Source organism: Dysgonomonadaceae bacterium zrk40 (genome assembly GCA_016916535.1).
In the GTDB taxonomy this organism is placed as follows: Bacteria; Bacteroidota; Bacteroidia; order Bacteroidales; family Dysgonomonadaceae; genus Proteiniphilum.
In genome coordinates this window covers 1,550,289-1,570,283 of the sequence record CP070276.1, presented here as the reverse complement: position 1 = coordinate 1,570,283, position 19,995 = coordinate 1,550,289, and the positions used below count along the sequence as shown (strand labels likewise).

The 19,995-nt window shown below is 53.7% G+C and carries 12 protein-coding genes; 5 read left to right on the top strand and 7 right to left on the bottom strand.

The genetic code is table 11. The features are described from left to right. Positions 1-23: 23 nt before the first annotated feature. From JS578_06590 to JS578_06575, 4 genes are all read left to right on the top strand, one after another. Positions 24-1,181 carry a glycoside hydrolase family 88 protein gene (locus JS578_06590; protein QRX62583.1) on the top strand — a complete coding sequence of 386 codons (1,158 nt, stop codon included), beginning with the start codon at positions 24-26 and terminating at the stop codon, positions 1,179-1,181. A gap of 11 nt (positions 1,182-1,192) precedes the next feature. Next, positions 1,193-2,893: a glycoside hydrolase family 28 protein gene (locus tag JS578_06585; GenBank protein ID QRX64943.1), complete on the top strand. Its 1,701-nt coding sequence runs from the start codon at positions 1,193-1,195 to the stop codon at positions 2,891-2,893. A 40-nt stretch (positions 2,894-2,933) separates the two neighbouring features. Next, complete coding sequence (locus tag JS578_06580) at positions 2,934-4,265, top strand: exopolygalacturonase (protein ID QRX62582.1); 1,332 nt, start codon at positions 2,934-2,936, stop codon at positions 4,263-4,265. 118 nt (positions 4,266-4,383) lie between these two features. Further along, positions 4,384-6,186 carry a beta-glucuronidase gene (locus JS578_06575; protein QRX62581.1) on the top strand — a complete coding sequence of 601 codons (1,803 nt, stop codon included), beginning with the start codon at positions 4,384-4,386 and terminating at the stop codon, positions 6,184-6,186. A gap of 26 nt (positions 6,187-6,212) precedes the next feature. Here JS578_06575 and JS578_06570 read toward each other — a convergent pair whose 3' ends face one another. Next, positions 6,213-7,028, bottom strand: coding sequence for a ThuA domain-containing protein (locus JS578_06570; protein ID QRX62580.1), 816 nt, complete (start codon positions 7,026-7,028; stop codon positions 6,213-6,215). Positions 7,029-7,171: 143 nt separating this feature from the next. Between JS578_06570 and JS578_06565 the strand changes: the two genes are divergently transcribed. After that, positions 7,172-9,772: a glycoside hydrolase family 3 C-terminal domain-containing protein gene (locus JS578_06565; GenBank protein ID QRX62579.1), complete on the top strand. Its 2,601-nt coding sequence runs from the start codon at positions 7,172-7,174 to the stop codon at positions 9,770-9,772. A 340-nt stretch (positions 9,773-10,112) separates the two neighbouring features. On the opposite strand, the gene JS578_06560 is transcribed toward JS578_06565, so the two are convergent. The 6 genes from JS578_06560 to JS578_06535 are packed head-to-tail and all read right to left on the bottom strand — an operon-like array spanning position 10,113 to position 19,990. Next, entirely contained in the window at positions 10,113-11,981 is a 1,869-nt protein-coding gene (locus JS578_06560; protein QRX62578.1) for an alpha/beta hydrolase fold domain-containing protein, read from the bottom strand. A gap of 12 nt (positions 11,982-11,993) precedes the next feature. Then, the gene (locus JS578_06555) at positions 11,994-13,592 is read right to left on the bottom strand and encodes a glycoside hydrolase 43 family protein (protein QRX64942.1); all 1,599 of its coding nucleotides are present in this window, start codon (positions 13,590-13,592) and stop codon (positions 11,994-11,996) included. 39 nt (positions 13,593-13,631) lie between these two features. After that, positions 13,632-15,173 (bottom strand): pectate lyase, encoded by a 1,542-nt coding sequence (locus JS578_06550; protein ID QRX62577.1) that lies wholly within the window; start codon positions 15,171-15,173, stop codon positions 13,632-13,634. 20 nt (positions 15,174-15,193) lie between these two features. Beyond that, positions 15,194-16,564: a Gfo/Idh/MocA family oxidoreductase gene (locus JS578_06545; protein ID QRX62576.1), complete on the bottom strand. Its 1,371-nt coding sequence runs from the start codon at positions 16,562-16,564 to the stop codon at positions 15,194-15,196. Between the two features lie 33 nt (positions 16,565-16,597). Then, positions 16,598-17,638: a PmoA family protein gene (locus JS578_06540; GenBank protein ID QRX62575.1), complete on the bottom strand. Its 1,041-nt coding sequence runs from the start codon at positions 17,636-17,638 to the stop codon at positions 16,598-16,600. A gap of 9 nt (positions 17,639-17,647) precedes the next feature. Next, a complete protein-coding gene (locus JS578_06535; GenBank protein QRX62574.1) occupies positions 17,648-19,990 on the bottom strand; it encodes a hypothetical protein in 2,343 nt (780 codons plus the stop codon). Between the last annotated feature and the right edge of the window lie 5 nt (positions 19,991-19,995).

Below are 19,995 nucleotides of genomic sequence, written 5' to 3'. Positions count from 1 at the left end.
ATAAAAACCTTAACGACAACATTATGTACAAGATAATATCAATATGTGTAATGACCCTGCTGATGATGCAGGGTGCAATTGCACAATCGACAGCCATCAGGTTTGCCGAGTCGGAGATGAAACGTGCTCCGCAGGCCTGGCAGTTGGATCACGGCAAACGACTCTACTTCGGTTACGCACAAGGGGTAGGAACTCTGGCCATGCTGAAGGTCTGGAGAGAAACCAACGACCGAAAGTATCTCGATTATGTGATCGAATGGGCTGACACACTGATCAATGATCAGGGTGAGATTCACCTCTACAAGGTGGAGACCTATAACATTGACTACATCAACTCTGGGAAGGTGCTCTTCGAAGTCTACCGCCAGACCGGCGATGAGAAATACAAGCTGGCGATGGATCGGCTGGTGAATCAGATGAAAGTGCATCCCCGCACGCACGAGGGTGTCTTCTGGCATAAGCTGATTTATCCGCACCAGATCTGGCTCGACGGGTTGTACATGGGATCACCTTTCCTGGCTGAGTATGCCGTCACCTTCAACCGGCCGGAACTCATCGATGATGTGATGAATCAGTTCCTGGTCACTGCAAAGCGTACTTATGATGAAGCTACCGGGCTCTATTATCATGCCTGGGACGAGAGTAAACGGCAGCGATGGGCCAACAGGGAGACCGGTCAGTCACCCAACTTCTGGGGACGCAGCATGGGATGGTGGTTTATGGCGCTGGTAGATGTGATGGACTTTATACCTGCTGATCACCCGCAACGCCACGAATTGATCGGCATCATCAGTGGATTGGCCGAAGCGCTGCCCCGCTACCAGGATCGGTCGGGGCTCTGGTATCAGGTGTTGGACCAGGGAGACAGGGAGGGTAATTATCTGGAGGCATCTGTCTCCTCCATGTTTATGTATTCGTTTGCAAAAGCAGTGAATAAAGGATACATCGACAAGCAATACAGAGCTGTTGCAGAAAAGGCCTATCAGGGACTGATGAACAGGCTTATCGTGGAAAACGATGACGGCACGTTAACCCTCACCCAGTGTTGTTCCGTGGGTGGGTTGGGAGGTAATCCGTATCGTGACGGCAGTTTCGAATATTACATCAGCGAGAAGATCAGAGACAACGATGCCAAGGCTACCGGTCCCTTTATCATGGGATGTCTCGAGTTGAATAAATAACGATTGATATGATGCATACAATTTCACGATTCACCCTTTTTCTGTTTACCCTTTTTCTGCTCTCTTCCTGCAATGATAGCAACGGGAAGGACTCAGCCTACAGTTATCTCTATGAGAACCTCCCGTTTGAGATGCCGTTGCTCTCACCTCCCACATTTCCCGACTACAGCGTTTCCGTGGCCGACTTCGGAGGGGTGGGTGATGGTACATCATTGAACACCGGAGCCTTTGCCAAGGCAATGGATCATCTCTCCTCACGGGGAGGTGGCAGACTGATTGTGCCTGCAGGTGTCTGGTTCACAGGTCCCATCGTCCTGCAGAGCAATATCAACCTGCACCTGGACGATCGCTCCATCATACTGTTTTCTCCTGACAAGGATCTCTATCCGCTGGTGGAGACCTCTTTTGAGGGTTTGGACACCCGTCGCTGTCAGTCACCCATATGGGGAAAGGATTTGCAGAACATTGCCATCACCGGCAATGGTGTCATCGATGGCAACGGTCATTACTGGCGCCCGCTGAAGAAAGAGAAGGTTACCGAACGACAGTGGCAACGTGCAACTTCTCAGGGAGGGGTATTCAAACGTGACGATTACTGGATGCCTTCTGCAGCATATCTTCATGGCGACACCATCAGCGATATGAACGTGCCACGTAACTTGCAATCAGAAGAGGAATGGCTTGCGTTGAGAGACTTTTTGCGCCCCGTGATGGTTAGTCTCCAGAGCTGTAAGGATGTCTTTCTTCAGGGAGTCATTTTTCAGAATTCAGCCGCCTGGAATATCCATCCGCTGATGTGCGAGAATGTGATCATCGATGGCATCCAGGTACGCAATCCCTCCTTTGCTCAGAATGGTGACGGCATCGACCTGGAGTCCTGCCGGAACAGCCTGATTGTGAACAGCTCCTTCGATGTGGGTGATGACGCCATCTGCATCAAGTCGGGGAAAGATGAGGATGGCAGAAGACGCAACATGCCTGCAGAGAACCTGATCGTGGACAACTGTACAGTCTTCAAGGGGCACGGTGGATTTGTGGTTGGTAGCGAGATGTCAGGCGGTGTGAAAAATATCTCTGTCTCCAACTGTCAGTTTCTGGGTACTGACGTGGGCCTGCGATTCAAGAGCCGCCGGGGTCGCGGCGGTGTTGTGGAGAACATCTACATCTCCGATATCAGCATGTTTGATATTGCAACGGAGCCACTGTTGTTTAACCTCTATTATGGTGGCAAGTCGGCTGTGGAATCACTTGAGGATGGCGATCAGGTGCCGCAGGAGGATTTCTTGCCTACTGTAGATGAGACGACACCTGTTTTCCGGAACATCTTTGTGGAACGGATTACCTGCAGGAATGCACGCAGGGCGATGTACTTCCATGGTCTGCCGGAGCAGAACATCGAGAACATTCATATCGAGGATTATGTGGTGCATGCCCGTGAGGGAGCAGAATTGATCGATTCTGAAGATATCACGCTGAAGAACATTCAAATATTTGCCGAGTCAGGAGCAGCCCTGAATCTTCACAATGTGCGTAACCTTACAGTTGAGAACCTGGTGACTGATGTTCTGTCCGAAACTATCTATCAGGTGAGAGGCCGCAAAACAGAAAAGATAAGGCTCACCAACGTTGCCGAGCAGACTTTTCTGGGCCCCGAGGTAGGGGGTGATGCGGTGACGTTCGCTTCACAACCTACTGCGGATGACATCCAGTAAAAACACACAGGACCTACTAATGAAAAAAAAGATAAAAGCTATGAAGACCAAAAAAACCATCCTTGTTTTGTTATGCACTTTGTTGAGTGCTCCCTTTTTCGCAAGCGAGCGGTTCCCCGACGGAACGGTTATCCCCGACTGGTTCAGGAACGTTGAAGAGGTGAAAATTGAGAAGCTGGGTAAGATTTTCCGGATCACCGATCATGGTGTGGTGAACGATAGCACCCTGCTCCAGACTGAACAGATACAGGCTGTTATTGATAAGGCCCATGCAAATGGTGGAGGAGTGATATGCATTCCTAAAGGGGTGTACCTCAGCGGTGCTCTTTTCTTCAGGCAGAACACCCATCTCCACCTGGAGAAGAATGCTGTGCTGAAGGGGAGCGATGACATCAGCAACTTCCCCATCCTGCCTACCCGTATCGAGGGGAGGAGCATCGACTATTTTGCTGCACTTGTAAACGCTGACGGTCTCGATGGATTCACCATCTCCGGTGAGGGAACCATCGACGGTAACGGCCTGCGTTACTGGAAGTCATTCTGGCTGCGAAGGAGGTTCAATCCCCAATGCACCAACCTGGATGAGATGCGTCCGCGCCTGGTGTTTATTTCGAACAGTAAGAATGTGCATCTCACCGGGGTGCGGTTGATCAACTCTCCCTTCTGGACCACTCATCTCTATAAAAGTGAGAATGTCAGATTGTCGAATCTTGAAATCTTCGCTCCCCGTGAGCCGGTGAAAGCACCCAGTTCCGATGCGGTAGACATTGATGTCTGCACCAACGTGCACATCACCAATTGCAATATCTCGGTCAACGATGATGCCATCGCACTCAAAGGTGGCAAGGGACCCAATGCCGACAAGTTGGAAGAGAACGGCGCCAACCACAACATCATCATCGAGGATTGTACTTTTGGCTTCTGTCACGGCGTGCTCACCTGCGGCAGCGAATCCATTCACAACAGGAATGTGATTGTGCGTCGCCTGCAGGTGGATCAGGCGGTAAGGCTCCTCTGGTTGAAGATGCGTCCCGACACCCCGCAGAATTATGAATTCATTCTTGTGGAGGATATCACCGGCAATGCCAGCAGCTTCCTCTACATCAAGCCCTGGACACAGTTCTTCGATCTGAAGGGGGAGGAGAGCATCCCGCTTTCCTACTCCAGCAACGTGACCATGCGCAACATCGACCTCGAGTGTAACCGTTTCTTTGATGTGTCAGAATCAGATCAGTACATCCTGTCGCATTTCACCTTTGAGAACCTCAACATTAAAGCAGTCCATCCCGAGTTAAATAGAGATTTCATCAAACCTTTCAACCTCAGGAACGTGAGGGTGAACGGCAGCCTGCTTAATAACGCTGAACAGTAAAAATGAAATCGTTCAATTTTTGTTATCTTTACATCAATTATCATCCGTGTGATTCACCTGGAATGTTTCAGGCCAATGGGTCTGGGGTAAAATATTGATTCATAAAGATATAAAAGCGATGAGAAAACTGGCCATTTTACTGTTTCTGTTTGCCTCCATACAATTGCAAGCAGAGGAATTAAAGTTGCAAAATGTCTACGGACGCAATGTGACATCACTGAACGGGCAATGGAACTATATCATTGATCCCTTCAGCAACGGTTATTATGATTACCGGCTCAATCCGAATCCCAATGGATTCTTCAGGAATGCAAAGGCAAAAGATAAATCGGATCTGGTGGAGTACAATTTTGATACCGCCGACAAGATGTTCATTCCTACCGACTGGAACAGTGCCAACGAGCAGTTATTCTTCTATGAGGGAACGGTATGGTTCCAACGCTACTTCAACCATTCACCACAGCCGGGCAAGAAGCAATTTCTCTACTTTGGTGCTATCAACTACGATGCCCGCGTCTACCTGAACGGGGAGTTGCTGGGGAGACACCTTGGCGGTTTCACCCCCTTTCATTTCAACGTCACCGGCAAGGTGAAAGAGGGTGAGAACTTCATTGTGGTGATGGTGAACAACGACCGGATACCGGAAGGAGTACCCACAGTGAATGCTGACTGGTGGAACTATGGCGGCATCACACGCGATGTGCTGTTGGTAGAGGAATCTGAGACTTTTATTGATGACTATCTTATACAGCTTGAAAAGGGTCGTTACGATCGTATCAGCGGCTATCTCCGGCTCAATAGTCCCGTCGGGGGAGTCTCGCTTGAGATGGAGATCCCCGAACTGGGCATCAGAGAGCGGCTTACCACCGATCAAACGGGAAACGCCTCTTTTGTCGTGAAGGCCAAGCCTGAGCTCTGGAGCCCCGAGAGCCCCAGGAGCTATGAGGTGAGATTGATTCACGAAGGGAAAGCATTGAACGACAGGATTGCTTTTCGACAGATCGAGGTGAAGGGTAAGGAGATACTGCTCAACGGTAAACCGGTTTTCCTGCGCGGCATCTCCATTCATGAGGAGGCCCCCTTCAGGCAGGGGAGAGCTTCTACACCTGAGGATGCGAAGGTGTTGCTGGGATGGGCCAAAGAGATGGGATGCAACTTCGTCCGTCTGGCTCATTACCCCCACAACGAACATATGGTGCGTGAGGCGGAGAAAATGGGACTGATGGTATGGTCGGAGATTCCGCTTTACTGGACCATTCACTGGGAGAACCCCGACACCTATGCGAATGCTGAGAGGCAACTCAATGACATGATTGAGCGGGATAAGAACCGTGGTGCAGTGGTGATCTGGTCTGTCGCCAACGAGACACCCCACAGTGATGCAAGAGACCGCTTCCTGATAAGTCTGGTGGATTATGCACGGACAAAGGACGACAGCCGACTGATCAGTATGGCCATGGAGGTGGGGCGTACCACCAATGGGGTGACCGAGATCAACGACCGGATGCATTCCCATGTGGATATCATCAGCTTCAACAGCTACCTGGGATGGTATGGCGGAAAGCTGGAGGACCTGAAAACCAGAGGGTGGAATATTCCCTACAACAAACCCTTCTTCATCAGTGAGTTTGGTGCGGGAGCTTTGCAGGGGAGACATGGCGACCAAGAGGAGCGGTGGACAGAAGAGTATCAGGCCGCACTTTACGATTTGACGCTCAAGATGTACGACAAGGTGGATGGTTTCGCCGGTACCTCACCCTGGATATTGGTTGACTTTTATTCACCCCGCAGGCAGTTGCCGGATATTCAGGACTTCTTCAACCGTAAGGGGTTGATCTCCAGTGAAGGAGTCAAAAAGAAAGCATTCTACGTACTGAAAGATTTCTATTCAGAGAAAGAAAAACAGTATCACAACAAGTGATACATTTGCAAGGTTGTCTTTGAAAGTCACGTGGAAGGATAAAGCGGAGAGAGCCATTGTTCGGGTCCCTCCGCTTTGCTTTGGGCTGCCCAGCGAATTCCCCGCTGCATGATCTCCAGTACTTCAGGTACCTCAAAGTCGCTGGCCACATGACCAAGTGAGGAGTAGAAGACCCTTCCCTTACCAAATGATTTCTTCCAGACCACCGGCATCACGGCGCCCTCTATCCAGTCGTCATGTTCCCCGCTGAAGGTGGTGGTTGCCAACACCTTTACGTTGGGGTCCACATGCATGTAATACTGCTCTGAATGCATGTCGAAATTGTTCAATCCCATGGTCACAGGATCCTCCCTGTCGGTGATGTTCACCTCATAGTCGATCACATTACCGGGGTGCGCCACCCACTGACCCCCCACCATGTATTGAAAGGCCACGTTGTTGCGGAACGAGTCGCCGGTGCCACCATGCCATCCGGCCAGGCCGGTGCCGTTGCGCACAGCATTGAGCAGTGCTTTTTCCTGTTGCGGGGTGATCTCACCCTGGGTAAAATGCTGAATGATCAGATCCACACGTTCCATCAACGCGCTGTCGTTGTAGCAGTCGAGGTTGTCGTAAACAAAGACCTCTGCCCCTTCCGACTCCAGCCAGGGCACAAAGAGATCGCGGCACTGCTCCGGCTCGTGCCCTTCCCATCCGCCATAGACATAAAGCACTTTCTTGCCTTTAAGGGCTTCATCCGGGATTACGCTCTTTTCGTTCTGTTTTAGGGTGTTGTTGCAACTCATCGTGAGGGATGTTATTCCTGTCAGGAATGTGATTAAAAGGATTCGTACGTTTTTCATACTTTGGTCATCTTATGCCGACAAAGATATATTTTTTTTCGTGTGACGCAAATTTTCACAATTTATAAGTTTATGATTATCTTTGAAGGGTTGATTTTGTTCGCACCCATGCAGATTCCAAACACTGAAAAATATTTGTGACCATGATTTCCAAGCGATCCCTTTTTCTCTACGGTATGCTCTCTCTCATGCTGATGACCGGATGCAACCGTTCCTACACCAACAGTTCACTTTCTCCGGAGGAGAGAGCCGATGATCTTGTGAAGCGGTTGACGCTCGAAGAGAAGGTGCTGCTGATGATGGATGTCTCCGCACCGGTTGAACGACTCGGCATCAAAGAATATAACTGGTGGAATGAAGCGCTGCACGGGGTGGGTCGCTCAGGCCTGGCTACCGTTTTCCCGCAGCCCATTGGCATGGCTGCCTCCTTCGACGAACATGCGCTGTTCAACGCTTTTGTAGCGGTCTCCGACGAGGCACGCGCCAAGAATGCCTTCTATGCTTCAGAGGGAAGCTACGAACGTTACCAGGGACTCACCATGTGGACCCCCACCGTGAACCTGTTGCGTGACCCCCGCTGGGGCCGTGGGATTGAGACCTATGGGGAGGATCCCTACCTGGCTGCCCGTATGGGGGTGGCCGTGGTGAAAGGATTGCAGGGTCCGGCGGACCAGAAGTATGACAAGCTGCATGCCTGCGCCAAGCACTTTGCCGTGCACTCCGGTCCGGAATGGAACCGCCATTCGTTCAACGCGGAACAGATCGATCCGCGCGATCTCTATGAGACTTACCTGCCGGCATTCAAGGCACTGGTGACCGAGGGTGACGTGCAGCAGGTGATGTGTGCCTACAACCGCTTCGAGGGAGAACCTTGTTGCGGCAGCAACCGGCTGTTGATGGAGATCCTGCGCGGTGAGTGGGGATACCAGGGGGTGGTAGTGGCTGACTGCGGTGCCATCGCCGATTTCTACAGGGAGGATGGTCATCAGACCCATGCTGATGCAGCAGAAGCTTCGGCAGCGGCAGTGAGGAGCGGTACCGACCTGGATTGCGGCACCAGTTACGAGGCGTTGCTGGAGAGTGTGCAGCAGGGACTCATCAGTGAAGAGGAGCTCGATATCTCCCTGAAGCGACTGCTCCGTTCCCGTTTTGCCCTGGGAGAGATGGATGATGCGGAAAAGGTTTCCTGGACGAAGATCCCCCTCTCGGTGGTAGCCTCGCAAAAACATGACTCGCTGGCCCTTGACGTGGCCCGCAGGTCGATGACTCTGCTGCAGAACAACAATGAGATGCTGCCCCTGAAGAGAGGGGGGCTCACCATCGCGGTGATGGGTCCCAATGCGAACGACTCGGTGATGCAGTGGGGCAATTATAACGGTACACCCCGTCGCACGGTGACCATCCTGCAGGGGTTGCAGGCGGCACTGGGTCCCGAAGACCGGCTCATCTACGAGCAGGGCTGCTCCTGGGTGGAACGAACGGTGATCAGGAGCATCTTCAACCAATGTCAGTCACCGCAGGGTGCAGGCTTCACTGCGAGCTACTGGAACAACAGCTCACGGGAGGGAGATCCTGTAACCAGCGCACAGGTGGCTACCCCCTTTCGTTTCTCAGCCATGGGTGCCACCGTTTTTGCTCCCGGGGTGAACCTCATCGACTTCTCTGCATCTTACCGGAGCATCCTTACCCCGGAAGAGTCGGGTGATGTTGTTTTCGACTTCAATTGTTCCGGCATCGTGGAGCTGATGGTTAACGGAGAAGAGATTGCCTCTTTCACCAACCGCCATGGAACCAGAAAGGTTTCGCATACCATGAGGGTAGAGGCAGGCAAAGCCTATGAGCTGGAGATCCTCTACGAGCCGTTGAAAAATGAGGCGCAGCTTCATTTCGACCTCGGTTTCAAGGATGACCTGGATATCAGGCGTTCGGTGGAGCGGGTGAAGGATGCCGACCTGGTGATCTTTGCCGGTGGCATCTCTCCCTTGCTTGAGGGCGAAGAGATGGGAGTCGACCTTCCTGGCTTCCGTCGTGGCGACCGCACCGACATTGAACTCCCTGCGGTACAGCGGGAACTGATCACAGCCCTGCACCGCGCGGGGAAGAAGATCGTGCTGGTCAACTGTTCCGGCTCACCCGTCGCGTTGGTGCCGGAGACAGCAATGTGCGAGGCGATCCTGCAGGCATGGTACCCGGGGCAGGAGGGTGGCACCGCCGTGGCGGAGGTACTCTTCGGCGATTACAACCCCGCGGGGCGTTTGCCGGTCACATTCTACAGCGGCCTGTCGCAGTTGCCCGATTTTGAGGATTACAGCATGAAGGGACGCACCTACCGCTTCATGGATCAGGAGCCGCTCTTCCCCTTTGGCTACGGATTGAGCTATACCACTTTCCACCATGGCTCGCCGGAGCTCAGCAAAACTGGGATCACTGCCGGAGAAACGCTGAAGCTGACGGTGCCGGTTACCAACAGCGGCAGTCGAGACGGTGAGGAGGTGTTGCAACTCTACCTGCGAAAGGTGGGGGATGCCGGGGGACCGTCGAAAACCTTGCGTTCATTCAAGAGGGTGATGATCCCGGCCGGTGAGACGGCAGAGGTTGCCTTTACCCTGGGTGAACAGGAGCTGGAGTGGTGGAACGAGTCGATCCAGTCGGTGGCTGTTACACCCGGTGCGTATGAGCTGATGGTCGGCGGCAGCTCACGTGAACATGATCTGCAAACTGTTTTACTTACCATTTCACAATAGATAACCGAAGCAGAAGATTGTTCCTGTCAGGCGATTGACATATCGGTTGAATCGCCTGACAGCGCCTGCCTTGTGTGTAACATTCCTGTCGTTCCCCTCAGATCGGCAGGTTTTTTGCCTGTTTTGGGAAGCTATTCCTATATTCTGAGCTTATTGTATCTTCATATCCACTCCGATAATTATTGGAGTGGATATAAGGGTGCAATAAGGGTGCAATAAGGCTAGAGGCTCCTTGAACCCTGTTTACACACTCTCTTGTTTTGGAATATTGTTCCAAAAAGTGTGTCTTTTCAGGTAAGAAGATAGTCTAATTACTTGGTAGGTTTTGTAGCTGTCGAGATTAAAAATCACTAAAAAAATCACTTCCCAACACCACTTCTTTTGTGATCGTTACAGCTTCATCTCTGGTGAGCTGGTGCGACCAACCCACACGCTGTGTGGTGGAGGCCCCTGCGCCCCGGTTGTTGAACTCACCGTAAAAGGCGGTGTTTTCGTTGGAGGGATTGCCCCAGTTGTTCCATCCTTCGGGGCGGATCACATCACCCAGTTCGCACTCCATGAAGAGTACCCGTGCATGGGGTCGCCAGGGACGGCCCAGGTAGAAGGAATCGGGTGTGTCACCCGTGATGGTGCAGCGGTTGAACACATATCCAAAGGGTTGCTGCTGCGGGGTGGAGGCGGCAGTGATGTAACCGTTCTCCTTGCAGTAGATCTCGCACTCCTCGAACCAGGCAATGGAGGAGCCGAAGATGAAATCGACCGTGCCCTCAATATAACAGTTTTGGTAGTATTGCCTGCTGCCCGCTTTATGGGTGTAGAGCGTATCCTGAAAGCCAAGGAATCGGCAGTTGATGAAACGTGCCCGGTCGCTCCGCACGATCACCGCCACCGCTTGTCCCACCGGTCCGGCATCGTTTGCAAAGGTGATGTTCTCGGCGGTGAAGAGGTCGGGGGTGATGTAGGTGGAGGCCGATCCGGAGGTGCCGAGCTCATCCCCCAGTGGGCTTTTCTTTGCGGCAAAGTTGTTCCAGGTGAGGATGGTGCGGTTCTTCTCCTCACCCACCAGCGTCAGCTGATGCTTGGTCTCTGGGATGACCAGTCGCTCGCGGTAGATGCCGTTGCGAATCAGGATGCGGGTGGGCCGTTTCCTGAAATCGGGCACCGCGTCGATGGCTGCCTGCACAGTGGTGAAGTCGCCCGTGCCATCCTGTGCCACTACCCAGTCAAAACCGCTCCTGTCGACCGGCTCTGCCGACCGGAAGATCTTATCCAGGTAGGCGGTCATCAGCCGGACAGTGGAGAGATGCCAGGGATGGAAGTGCCAGAAGGTGTGGGGGGTGTCGTCGAAGGTGTGCACCTCACTATAGATCCCCAGGCTGTCGAGCAGCCGGATATGTTCGTCACGTCCGTTGTGGAAACGGGGGATGGCGCTGTTGATAAAGCATACAGGTGCGCTTTCCCGGTGCAGTTGGAAGAGTGCCGAGGCAGCCTCCCAGTGGTGCGGCTTCTGGCTGTAACTGCCACCCAGCCAGAGGGCATCGACAGGAGTTTTATCACCCGACAGGCGGGCTTTCTCAGCCCGATCTACCGTCTCAGGGTTGACGAAGGTGGAGATGCCGTCGATGTTGATCACGGCACGGAAGCGGTTCTCACGGTTCCGTGTACCAATCAGCGCGGCCAGCTGTCCGCCTGCAGAGGAGCCTGAAACGACAAGGGAGGCCGGATCAGCTCCATACTGAGCGGCATGATGCGTAAACCAGGCTGCCGCCTCTTCCAGGTCCTCCATCCCCGCGGGGAAGAGTGCCTCAGGTGAGAGGCGGTACTCCACGGTGAAGGTGACATAACCGTTGCGGGCCAGCCCAAGGGCGAGCGCCTTCTGCATATCGGGTGATCCGGAGTTCCAGCCACCCCCGTGGATCATCATCACTGCGGGCAGAATTTCATCATTGTCGGGGCGGTAGACTGAGAGCATCAACTCTCGGTTGCCGACCGACTTGTAGGGAATGGCTTCCATCGCTATGATGCCGGCAGGGATCTCTGCCGATGCGATCCGGATAAATGGAAACCGTTTCACCTCCTTGATGTAGGAACTGTGGACGGTGTAGCTGGTGTCGCGCGGCACACCTCCAATCATTACAGTCTGAGCAAATGACTGCCAGTAGAGGCAGCTCAGCAGGATTAATAAGGCGAAGAAGCTTTTTGTTTTCATGATTGAACGGCATTATTCCACGATAAAACTGTCCACCACCACGCGTCCCCCGTCGTTGTTGCTGACCGGACGGGAAGAGAAGAGTCCCATCTTGGCACCGATCCACTTCCCTTCTCTCGCGGTGAACGATTGACCCAGGGGGATGAAATTTTTCCCATCCATGCTGTAACTGAAACGACAACCGGCGTCAGGCTCAACTTCCACGCGTAGCAAGAGTGCTCCTGCAGAGAGTGGGACTGATGCATGGATCACTTCCTCTCCTTCCTTGTCGGCATCTTTGCAGCTGATCTGCGACAGGGTGAACCCCTCGTCTGTTTTTTCCAGTGCCAGCAGGGCATAGTCCATCCCCATTACAACCAGTCCCGTGCGTTCGCCGGTGATGGCATCCGAGGGGAGGAAAGTAAGCTTCGCGGTGGCTTTGAACCTGTTGGAGGGGAATTTCTGCAGCAGCAGGTTGGGGAGATCCCACAGGTTTTGATAATCATTCGGTATTGGCACGGAGTAGAGGGTGAGGGTCCCCGTGGCAGTGTCGTTGTAGGACCACCACTCTCCCGGGTTGGCATGCCACTGCCACTGAAGACCAAGGGTGGGGGCATCGAACAGGTCACTCTCCTGAGGGGTAACAATGGGATGATTGCCTGCTATCGCCGGTTTATTCCAGTAGGGTACCGGCTCACCGCAACCATCGCCGTCAGCATCGTTGCCCATCACCGGCCAGTCGTTCACCCATTTCATCGGTTGCAGATGGACAATGCGGCCGAAAGCTCCGACATCCTGGAAGTGGTAGAACCAATCCTCTCCGGCGGGTGTGGTGACCCAGGCACCCTGGTGCGGGCCATTCACATCAGTAGTGCCCTGAGCAAGCGATACATCTCTTTCGTAGGGACCATAGACGTTGCGTGAGCGGAGGATCGTCTGCCAGCCGGTGGCAACCCCGCCGGCCGGTGCAAAGATATAATACCAGTCGTCACGTTTGTAGAACTTGGGTCCCTCGATGGTGGGATCGAGCGCATGGCCGTCGTAGATGATCCGGCCGGGGGTGATGGTTTTTGATCCCTCGGCATTCATCTCCGCGATGTTCAGCACGCTCTTGATACCGGCGCGGCTGCCGGCATAGGCGTAGACAAGGTAGACCTTTCCATCTTCATCCCAGAGGGGACAGGGGTCGATCAGCCCTTTACCGGCCTTCACCAGTTGGGGCTCGCTCCATACTCCTGTGGGGTCATTGCTCTTCACCATGAAGATGCCGAAGTCTGGATCTCCGTAATAGATGTAGAACATGTTGTCGTGGTAGCGGATGGAGGGGGCCCATACACCGTTACCATGTTGTGGTGTGGAGAAGTGCGCCTCGGGCGGCAGCCGATCGATGGCATGGTTGATGAGCTGCCAGTTCACCATGTCTTTGGAGTGCAGGATGGGCAGTCCCGGTATGCAGTTAAAGCTGGAGGCGGTCATCCAATAATCTTCACCCGCACGGCAGACATCCGGATCGGAGTAGTCGGCATAGAGGATGGGGTTGCGGTAGGTGCCATCACCCCGGTCGGCTACCCAGGTGCGGGAGATATTGTCCTGCGGGAAGAGACTGAAGGTGATTGCTGCAAGCAGTAGCATGGTGATCGGTGCCTTTGGTCGTATCATTGTTCTGATGTTTTATTCAGTTGTGGTGGCCAGCTCATTAAGGTAGACCTCAATGTTATCGTAGGCGGTGCTGAGGTGACGACCGCTTGCATCGGCTGTTTGCGGATCCAATCCCTTTGCAATTTCCCAGGTGTCGGGCAAGCCGTCACCATCACTGTCGGCAGGAAGTACTCCCTCTGCCAGGGAGGGCCAGGCGGTCCAGTCGGCACCGGCATCGGCCGGCTTGAGATCCTCCTGGCTGTCGATGATGCCCGGCTTGGGGTAGGGATCGCTGTTCTGCGGGTTAAGTCCCTTGAAGGTTGTCGTGCCGGTACGGGTCTCCTCCACCAGTCTGCTGTCTATCGCGTCACGGCTGCGGCTGCTGCCCGCCTGTTGAAGCACCTGTTCATAGGCTTCCGCGGCGCTGACGGTGGTTGACTCCGCCATCTCAAACTCGCTTTCGGCAAGGATATCATCGAGCGTCACGCCGGGTGCGTGTGTTGCAAATGTGCTGTGCAGATGTACCCCCAGTCTATTGTTCGCGGTGACGCTGTTGTTGCCGCTCACGTAATTGCCACTGAGGTAGAAGCGACCGTGGGTTCCTTTTGGTTGGGCATTCTTCCCATCGTCGGCATAAGGTTGTAGCAGCCTGCCGCGGTTGGAGGAGGCGGGGCCCGGCTTGTAGTAGTTATTCACCAGGTTATAGCTTCCCCCTTCAGCGCCGTAAGCATTGTTGGCCCCCCAGTTGTAGAGCAGGTTGTTGCGAAAATCAACGCTCTCCCTATCGGGTTTGTTGCTGTAGCGGCTGCCACAGAAGCGGGGTGTGCGGCTGTCGTGGTGTATCAGCAGGTTGCAGAGGAAGGAAGCGTTGACACCTCCCCAGATACCGCCGTAGCCGTGTGATCCTTTCTCGTGCACCGAGAGGCGGAGGCTCTCGGAGAGGATGCTCCACTGGAGGGTGAAGTTCTCGTTGTCGTAGAAGGAAGCGCACTCATCGGTAGACCAGCTCATGGAGCAGTGGTCGATGATCAGGTTCTTGCGGTTGCGTGCACCGAATGCATCCTGGTCATTGGTCACCTGGAGGTCTCCCATGCGGAAACGGAGGTAGCGCACGATCACATTGTCCGCCTTGATCTCCACGGGATAGTCGGCCAGGGTGATGCCGCCGCCGGGAGCCGACTGGCCGGCAAGGGTGAGGTTCCCTTGTGTGATGTCCAGCTTGCTCTTCAGCCTGATGGTACCGCTCACATCGAAGAGGATAATACGTGCTCCCGACTGATTCACGGCATGGCGGAGTGAACCCGGCATGCCGTTGTCCTCGAGGGTGGTCACCCGGATCACCTTTCCCCCCCGGCCGCCACTGGTGTACATTCCTCCCCCCCGGGCACCGGGGAAGGCCTGGGCCGCCTCGGTAACCGGTGTGGGATAGGTGTGGTTGCTTGTCTCACCCGGCTTTTCTGTCTCCGGCTTATCCTTCTCAGGATGTTCAATTACCGGGATACTCTTCTCGCAACTTAATGTCGCCGTGAGTAAAAGCATTATGACAGTCAGCAGGAAGAAAGGGAGCCGTCTCATTGTCTCAATCGTTTCATTTGTCAGGCTTTCTTCTCCATGGGCTGAATGGAGGTGAGGTCTTTGATCATCACCGTTTCGCCCGAGGTGATGCTCTTTCTGGCGGCGATGCCAACCAGGCAGGCCAGTGAGCCGTCGCGTACGCCTGCGGCTTGCCGCAGCGGGTCGGGTGTGCCGGGGATGAAGATCTGGTCCTTGAGCAGCTTGTCGCCGCCGCCGTGTCCACTGCCCTGCGGGATGTGGTGATACTCTCTCTTCCCAAAGTTCTTTGAGACCACGATCTCGTCGTAGTTGGCATCGGTGGTGGGGTTGGACTCCTGTATCCAGGCATCCATACGTCCCTTTGTGCCGTTGAAGGCAATGCGGTAGCCCTCGTAGGGGGAGTAGGTGGTGAGCGAGTAGGCCACCTGCACGCCGTTCATGTACTTAATGGTGGCGGCCATCTTGTCGTAGATGTTGACATCGTTGCGGAAGACGCATCCATCGCGGTGGTAGCCGTCATATTTTTCGTTCTCGACATAGAGCTTCACCAGTCGCTCGTTTTTGGTGATATCGAAATAAAAATCACACTCTTTCTTATGGTTGCAGCTGCGGCAGTTGTCGCCACGGAAGGGCCCGTTCTTGCCGTAGAACTGCAGGTCGCCCAGGGCATAGACGCTCTCCGGGTCGCTGCCAATCCACCAGTTGAGCAGGTCGAAGTGGTGGCTGGCCTTGTGCACCCAGAGTGATCCCCCTTTTTCCATCAGGCGGTGCCAGCGACGGAAATAGTCGGCACCGTGCGAGGTGTCGAGGTACCAGTGGAAGTCGACCGAGGTGAGCTCACCGATCTCACCTGACTGGAGAATCTCCCACATCTTGGCGCGGTGGGGTGAGTAGCGGTAGTTGAAGGTGACCCTACACTGCTTGCCTGTTCTCTTCTCGGCATCGATGATTCGTTGTATCTTTTGCTCGTCTATCGCCATCGGCTTCTCGCAGATGATGTCGGCGCCCATCTCCATCCCTTTCACGATGAAGTGGTCGTGCGTGTCATCGTCGGTGGTGACGATCAGCTGGTCGGGTTTGGTCTCGCGCATCATCTGTTCGAAGTTGTCGAAGGTGGGGCAGTCGGTACCGATGAGCTGCTTGCCCAGCGCCAGCCTCCCCGGGTTGTGGTCGCAGAGCCCTACGAACTCAATCAGGTTGCCATACTCTCTCGTGAGGCTGCTGCCCCACATGCTGGTACCCCTGATGCCAAGCCCGACGATGGCCAGCCTTGTTTTCTTGTTGTTCATGCTGTTGCTGCCCATGTTGGATGCAAGGATGTTTGAAGCCGGGTTCACGATGGTCGTTCCGGCGATGGCTCCGGAGACAGCCAGGAACTTTCTCCTGGATATTGGATTTGTTTCTTTTTTCATTTTATTGTCGTTTAAGGGTGAATAGTTGTGTTGTTACTGATTATGGAACTGTTTCATCATCTTGTTGATCATCTCATCACTCATCTCTCCACCGATGATCAGCATGTGACGGAAGGAGATCTCCTCTCCCGGATTCAGCGCAATTTCGATGGGTGGGTCAGCAGAATTCATGGTATTACCCGCCAGGTTGTTCATCGAAAAGAGCCCATATCCACGTGCATGGGGCCAGCCGGGGTAACCGGGGTTCTGCGGATGATCGAGGATCACCAGGGTGATCACCTCCCCCTCTTTTGTTCCCCGAAGAGCTACCCAGGGCGTTTTTTTACCCCACACCTCCGGTTCAGTTTCATAACCCTGACGGTTGCGGTAGCGACCGTTGACTCCTTCATTGTTGACGGAGGGTTCATCGGCCGGGAGCGCTGCGGCATCGAGCCGTTTGACCGGTTTCTCGTCAGGCTCCTCAAAAGCCCTGTCGACTCTGATGGCGAAGAGGCCCTCCTTGTTGCTTCTGAGTGTAACCTGTTGAAGGGCGGTTAAATGAGTGATTCTTTCAATAAAGCGGTTTTGTTCCGCATCACCGCTGAAACGATAGGTTGTTCTTTCTTCCAGAAGCCTGTTTTTCCGGGAATCTTTCCAGGTAGAGAGGGTTCTCAGTTCTCCTGCATCAGGATCAAGATCAATGATGGAATCGAGTTGAATATGACCGTAGTGGCTTTTTCTCTCCGGTGCGATGGCTGAAGAGTTGTTCCAGAAGTCGAGTCCGTTCACATCGCCGAAGTTGAACCACAGACCCATCTGATGGGGATGATCGATTCGTTCATGGGGACGGGGATCGATGGGATAGCCCCTGGTAACTGTTTTTCCGGAGGCGGTAAGGATGGGAAAGAGGAATGGCTTTTCCAGGCTGTCGGTATAGATCAGTGAGGTGAAGTAGTGTTCGCCTATAAAGACATCTATTTTCATCCGTGAGGGATCTTCCTTAAAGATCACCTCTGTATGTCGAGCTTGTTTACAGCTGAGGAATAGCATTGTCAGCAGCAGCGCTGGAATGAGGATGTACTCTGTCTTTCTCATCTTGATTGTTTATGGTTCGAGATGATTTGTTTCAGCAATGATTGCAGGATAAAAATCACCCATCACCTTTTCAAGGGTGATGGACGCGCCCTCACCCTGGGTAAGGATTTTACTCCATGCTACTCTCTCTGCCGGTCTGCTTCCTTTTCCACTGTTATTAAACTCTGCATAACGTGCCGTTTGTTCGTTGTCCGGGTTGCGCCAGTTGTCCCACCCGGAAGGGTTGATAGCCGCCGGAAGTGTGCAGTACATGAAGAGCGTCATGGCATGGGGGCGCCAGGGACGGCCCAGGTAGAGGGAGGTCACATTCTCGGCAGCGGTGATGTGACACCGGTTGAAGATGTAACCGAAGGATGCGTCCGCTGGGGTACTGGCTGCTGTGATGTATGAGTTTTTCTTGGCGTGGATATCACACTGTTCAAACCAGGCAGTTGAGGGTCCGAAGATAAAATCGGTGGTTCCTTCGATGTAGCAGTTATGGAAGAAGAGCCTTCCCTTCTCCCTGCCGGTATAGAGGGTGTCCTGGTTGCCCAGTAGCCGGCAGTTCTTCAGAATGATACGGTCTCCTTCGGTATGGAGGGCTACCGCCTGCGCTACCATGGGGGCATTGTTCTCGATGGTGAGGTTCTCCAGGGTGATATCTTCACCCCTGATTAACAGAGTGTAGGTTTGAAAGGTCCCCATATTGTTCAACAGGGCATGGTCGTTGTAGGAGATGATGGTCTTCTCCCTGTTCTCTCCCACTATCTTGAGGTTTCGCACATGATCGGGAATCACCACCTTTTCATAGTAGGTTCCCTCTTTCAGATAGATCACAGTGGTGTAATCAGGGTCAAACGCCCTTACCGCATCAATTGCCTCCTGAAGCGAACGAAAGTCACCATCTCCCTGTTGGTCCACAACAAATTTTTTGGTGGCACCGGGTGTTTGGCGGACGCTTTTAGCAGTTTCACCAGTCTCGTTTCCCATCAGATGGGCTACCAGGCTGTGGAGATAGAGCTCCAGGTAGGTGTATCCCTCCTCATTCAACTCATCCGCCTTTTTACCGGGAAAGTGCTGCTCCAGCCATCCATCGGGAATACCATCCTCATCTCCGTCCAGATATGAATTGAAAGTCCGGTACTCGGGCCATCCTCCCACATCCTCCTGACTGTCGATCAGTCCCCCGGTGCTGCCACCAGAGCCCTCAAAGGTGTAGGAACCAGCTTTCACATCCTCTACATACCGTTCGTCATGAAGATCTCTCACCAGTGAACAGCCACCGAAGCGCAGCACCTTTTCGTAGGCTTGCGCTGCTTCATCGGTAGTGATCGGGACCATTGGAAAGGGCTCCGTAGCAATAATATTCTCTCGCTTTACCTGTGGGGCAAATTGAGCAAAAGTACTTCCCATTTCCACTCCAAGCGTGTTGTCGTTGCTGACCGACTCATTACCCTCCAGGATATTCCCCTCGAGATAGAATCGACCATGGATGCCAGACGGCTGGTTGTTTTTGCCGTTGTCCGCATCGGGGTTCAGGATTCGTTTAGAGGCACTGTTCCCGGTGGCAGGCCCCGGCTTGAAATAATTCCCTACCAGGTTGTATTCGCCACCTTCACCGGCGTAGATGTTGTTAGCTCCCCAGTTGTAAATCAAGTTATTGCGAAAATCCACCTTCTCCAGATCGGGTTGGTTGGAGTAACGGCTGCCACAGAAGCGCGGATTGCGGCTGTCGTTGTGAGCAAGCAGATTGTGGTGGAACGATGCGTTCTGGCCGCCCCATATGCCGCCGTAGCCATGTCTTCCCTTGGTATGTACCGAGTTTCTGAGACTTTCGGTGATGAAGCACCATTGCATGGTGAAGTTACGGTTGTCGTAAAAAGAGGAGAGTTCATCTACTCCCCAGCTCATGCTACAGTGGTCGATGATGATGTTCTCGTTCCTGAACCCTGATAACGCATCAACCGCCTTCTGAGCCCTGTCTCCCAGCCGGAAGCGGATGAAGCGGATGACTACGTTGTCGGCACTGATCACCGTCTCGTGGTTGCTGATGCAGATGCCATCACCAGGAGCCGATTGGCCGGCGATGGTCAAGTCGCCGTTGTTGATCTTCAGCGGGCTATTAAGACGTATCTCCCCGGACACCTTGAATAAGATGATACGGGGACCTTTCTTACGTATGGCCCAACGTAGTGTGCCAGGCTCTTCGGAGTCATCGAGGGAGGTGACATAGAGCACTTCTCCTCCACGCCCACCGGTTGTGAACATGCCGGCACCCCCGGCGCCGGGAAAGGCTGGTGTCTGTGCCGCCACCCAGTTGGCAGTAGATAACAAAACTGAGATTATCAGTAGGATGGTTGGATTGTGCGTCATGAGTC